General features: G+C 49.2%; 4 protein-coding genes. All 4 read left to right on the top strand.

Annotated elements, in window-relative coordinates:
- The first annotated feature begins 286 nt into the window (after positions 1–286).
- The gene (locus ACPLUI_RS11265) at positions 287–496 is read left to right on the top strand and encodes a helix-turn-helix domain-containing protein (protein WP_166347745.1); all 210 of its coding nucleotides are present in this window, start codon (positions 287–289) and stop codon (positions 494–496) included.
- 45 nt (positions 497–541) lie between these two features.
- Positions 542–1,711 carry a tyrosine-type recombinase/integrase gene (locus tag ACPLUI_RS11260; protein WP_424660356.1) on the top strand — a complete coding sequence of 390 codons (1,170 nt, stop codon included), beginning with the start codon at positions 542–544 and terminating at the stop codon, positions 1,709–1,711.
- Positions 1,712–2,090: 379 nt separating this feature from the next.
- Positions 2,091–3,611, top strand: a complete 1,521-nt coding sequence (locus ACPLUI_RS11255) for a B12-binding domain-containing radical SAM protein (RefSeq protein WP_424660355.1) — start codon at positions 2,091–2,093, stop codon at positions 3,609–3,611.
- 291 nt (positions 3,612–3,902) lie between these two features.
- Positions 3,903–4,608 (top strand): MBL fold metallo-hydrolase (locus ACPLUI_RS11250; RefSeq protein WP_424660354.1); only part of this gene is annotated, 706 nt, incomplete at its 3' end.

Raw genomic sequence — 4,608 nt, 5'->3', positions numbered from 1 at the left:
CTGGAGATTTTCGCACCTTGAGGAAAATTCTCCGCCTTTATGAGGGAAGGCTTCATCTTTACCCCGTTTCGAGGTTGGTCAACTCACCAAAAAACGACATGTCCGAACTTATCCTGGAAGAGAGAAATGCAGAACCGTAATACCCGCTTGTTAAGCCTGGTCAATTGTATGCTGGAAAACTCCAAGGATCAGAAAAAATTAGAGCATATATACCCAGTTCAAATGCGGCGCGGTCGGAAAAACGATCGTGCTTTTTCTTTTTCAAAAACCTCAGAGGAGGGAAGACATGAACAGTAGCATGTCCAATCTCGGTGAATTACCGCCCGTTTTGACCGTGATGGAGGCGGCAAGAATTTTGCGATTAAAGCGCTCAACGGCATACGAGCTGATACGCCAGGGTGTAATACCTTCGTTCAGGGTGGGCAGGCACATCAGGGTGCCGCGCCACGAATTAGAGAAAATGATTGCAGGAAAAAATGCCGGGCGGAGCAAATAATTGTTTATCCCGCCCGGCCCCCTCTTTTAGAGGAGGGATCGGAGGATGCGCGGTCATGTTCGAAAAAGGAGCAAAAACTCCTGGACGGTGGTGGTGGAATTACCGAGAGATCCGGTAACTAATAAAAGGCGGCAAAAGTGGGTCACGGTCAAAGGCACGAAGAAAGACGCGGAGAGAGAATTGGCCCGTTTGATAAATGAAATCGAAAAAGGCACTTACGTCGAACCTCATAAAATGACCTTCACCGAGCTTACCCAGAAATGGTTCGATGTTCACGTCTCCGCGAACCTCCGCGAGAATACCCAGGAAAACTACAAAACCGTGCTCCGCACTCACATCATACCCGAAATCGGCCACATCAACATAGGAGAGCTAAAAACTCTCCACCTACAAGAACTCTGTGCCAGAAAACTCAAAGAGGGTTACTCTAACCGAACAGTGCGCTACATCATTTCCCTAGTCAAAGAAATACTGAACTTCGGTGTCCAAATGCAGCTCATACCAAAAAACGTGGCCGAAAGCGTAAAGCTCCCGCGGAACGAAACCAAAGAAAAAATCACCTGGACTGCAGAAGAAATATGGAAATTTTTAGACGTCGCTGAAAGGAAAAGCAGAAGGCTTTATGCGTTGTTTTTCATGGCGCTAACTACCGGCATGAGGCGGGAGGAACTCCTGGGGTTGAGGTGGGAGGACGTGGATCTGGACGAAGGCGTGGCGTTCGTGCGCCAGACGCTGGTGGTCATAAACGGCAGGCTGAAGTTCGACGAACCTAAGACAGAAAAATCCAAAAGGGCAGTGGCCCTTTCTCCGAAGACTGTAGAGGAACTAAGGAAACATAGGGTTTTACAACTCCAAGAAAAACTGAAATTGGGTCCTGCATATAAAGATCACGGACTGGTCTTTTGCACCAAAGACGGCAAGCCTCTGAGACCCGACAACGTCGCGGGCAGGCTTTTCAGATCCCTTATCAAAAAGGCGGGCGTTCCCCGCATCCGTTTCCACGACCTCCGCCACACGCATGCCACCCTCATGTTGGAGGCCGGGGAGCATCCAAAGATAACCGCCGCTCGCCTCGGACACGCTGACACCAAGACTCTTATGGAAACCTATACTCACCTGGTACCCAGGGTACAAAAAGAGGCCGCCAAAAACGTAGACAAATTACTCATTGACAAGAAAACTCATCCAGGAGATAATGTGATCCAAGGCGGTTAGCAAAATGTTAGCAACTAGACCAATCAGATTAACCGGATATCCTCAAAAACCTTGATTTTAACAGTAAATTCGGAGCTCCCATTTTTTCTGACGCTTGACTCACATTCAAGAGGTCGCTGGTTCGAAACCAGCCGTGCCCACCAGCAAGAACAGAGCCCCGAAAAACGGGGCTTTTGTTTTACTTGAAAAGACTTTTAGAGGGCCGGGAGGAATGAACCAAATTAACTAATAACTAAACTAAGGCAAATTATGCGTCTTGTATTGGAGTTTTTGAAGCCATTAAGGGGAAATCCCTGCTTAAGGGTCACCTGTAATAAAAAGGTGTCCAGGATGTTAATAATGTTTATTAAAAGTACTGTTTAAAGGCAGGTAAGTTTTTATGAAGGCACTTCTCGTATACCCGCGGTACCCGGAAAGCTTCTGGAGCTTTAAATATGCGTTGAAGTTTATCGGGGTGAAAGCCGCCTACCCTCCCCTGGGGTTGCTGACCGTGGCAGCGATGCTTCCCCCGGAGTGGGAGAAAAGACTGATCGACCTGAACGTAAAGCCATTGACCAACGCGGACCTGCAGTGGGCCGACTACGTCTTTATAAGTGCCATGGCCATTCAGCGCGAGTCCGTAAAGGAGATCATTGCGCGCTGTAAGTCACTGGGAGTGAAAGTAGTTGCCGGAGGCCCCCTTTTTACCATGGAGCCCGAGGAGTATGACGAGGTGGACCACCTGGTCCTCAACGAAGCCGAAATAACGCTGCCCCGTTTCCTGGCCGATTTGGAAGCAGGAAAAGCGGAACATCTTTATACCACCGACCAGCACCCGGACCTGGAACAGACGCCGGTACCGCTGTGGGAACTGATCAACATGCGTGATTATGCCTCCATGAGTATTCAATACTCCCGGGGGTGCCCCTATAACTGTGAATTCTGTGACATCACCTCGTTATATGGACGCCGGCCGCGGCTGAAAAACGTCGATCAGCTGGTAATGGAGCTTGATGCACTCTATAAACGTGGCTGGCGGGGGAGTGTTTTTATTGTTGATGATAACTTTATCGGCAACAAGGTCCGGCTCAAGAAAGAAGTTCTACCCGTTATGATCGAATGGATGCAAAAACACAAATATCCTTTCAATTTTATTACCGAGGTTTCCATCAATCTGGCCGATGATGAAGAATTAATGGATATGATGGTAAATGCCGGCTTCAATCATGTTTTTATTGGCATAGAAACGCCCAGCGAAGAAAGTTTAATCGAATGCAACAAATTCAATAATGTAAACAGGAACCTGCTGGCCTCGGTGAAAAAGATCCAGAACCACGGCATGGCGGTGAGCGCCGGTTTTATCGTCGGCTTTGACAGCGACACCCCCTCCATTTTTGACCGGCAAATTCACTTTATTCAACAGAGCGGCATTGTCACCGCTATGGTGGGCTTGCTTAATGCTCCCAAAGGTACCAGGCTGTTTGAGCGGCTGAAAAGGGAAAACCGTCTCCTCCAGGGCTTCACAGGGAACAACACCGATTTCTCCCTGAATTTTATCCCCAAGATGGATCCGAATTTATTGCTTGAGGGGTACAAAAAAATTGTGACCACTATTTATGCCCCAACGAAGTATTATGATCGAATCCTGGAGTTTTTCAAGGAATTTAGACCCAAAAGACGGATAAACCTTTCCATGTTTCGTTTATGCTACCTCAAAGCACTCTTTCTGGCCATGTTTTACCTAGGCATCCTGGAGAAGGGGAGGAAATACTACTGGAAACTTCTTTTAAAAACCCTGTTAAAGTATCCCCGTTTTCTTCCGGAAGCCATTACCCTGGCTGTTTATGGTTTCCACTTCCGGACAATTTTCAATAAAAACTTGTCGAGATTCGACTCGCGCCCGTTTCCCGATACGCCCTGAGTCGCAGAGCGTTTTGAGAGGTTTCCACAAGTAAGAGTTGCTGGTTACGCTTTGCAGCCGGCCGCGCTTACCCCAAAACAGGAGCCCCGAAGAAAAACGGGGTTCTTGTTTTTGCCTGCAGGAATAACATTTTTTAAATCAAGGAGGAAACTGCACGGGAAGCTAGAAAAAATTCAGATAACTATACGAACGCGGGAGGTGTGCCGGAAGCCACCGGGCAGTTAACCTGCCGGGGCGGGCTTTCCAGCCGGGCTGTTTGTCAGGCTGCTTTTGGAATCGGGGGGTTTTAAGATGATAAATAACTTGAGTAGTTTCCCGTTTGAAATTGCGGACGGGTTATATGTCCTGGGTAACAGACATTTTTTTACCTTTCTGGCCACTGGCGAAACCCATGCCCTCATCGAATTGGGAGTCAGCGCCACGGCACCCCTGGTGGCTGAACAGGTGGCAGTACTGGGCATAAAGCCTGAAAAGGTGGGTTACCTGGTAGTTCCCCATGCACATTATGACCATCTGGGCGGCCTGCCGTATTATCGGGCCCTTTTCCCACAGGCGCGTGTGGTTTGCTCGGACAGGGCACGCAAAACCATAAGTAACCCCCGGGTGCTGGAGCAATTTTTTAAAGAAGATAGTGTCACCTCGGTCTGGCTGGAGGAAACGGGAAAGGGGCGGCGCACCTATTGCTGGCTTCCAGGGTCGACCCTGGAGGCGGAAGTGATCGTGGGTGACGGAGATGTCCTGGCGTTGGGGCAGAATAAGACGCTGAAATTTATGGCCGCCGCCGGTCACAGTCCCTGCAGTCTGGCTGTACACCTGCCTGAACGGGAAACATTGCTGGTTTCCGACAGCCTGGGTTTTTTCCTGGGGCCGGAGGAAAACTTCCCCCTCTTTTTCTATAACTACGGTGCCTATCTGGAAACCATTCACCGTCTCAGCCGGGTTGGCGCTGCTGTTGTTGCCACAGCTCATGAGCTTATTTTTACGGAGGCGGGCGCTA

The sequence above is a fragment of the Desulfofundulus sp. genome, assembly GCF_049701015.1.
Lineage (GTDB): Bacteria > Bacillota > Desulfotomaculia > Desulfotomaculales > Desulfovirgulaceae > Desulfofundulus.
Note: the sequence above shows the minus strand (reverse complement) of the source record. Positions and strands in the feature narration are given on the sequence as shown.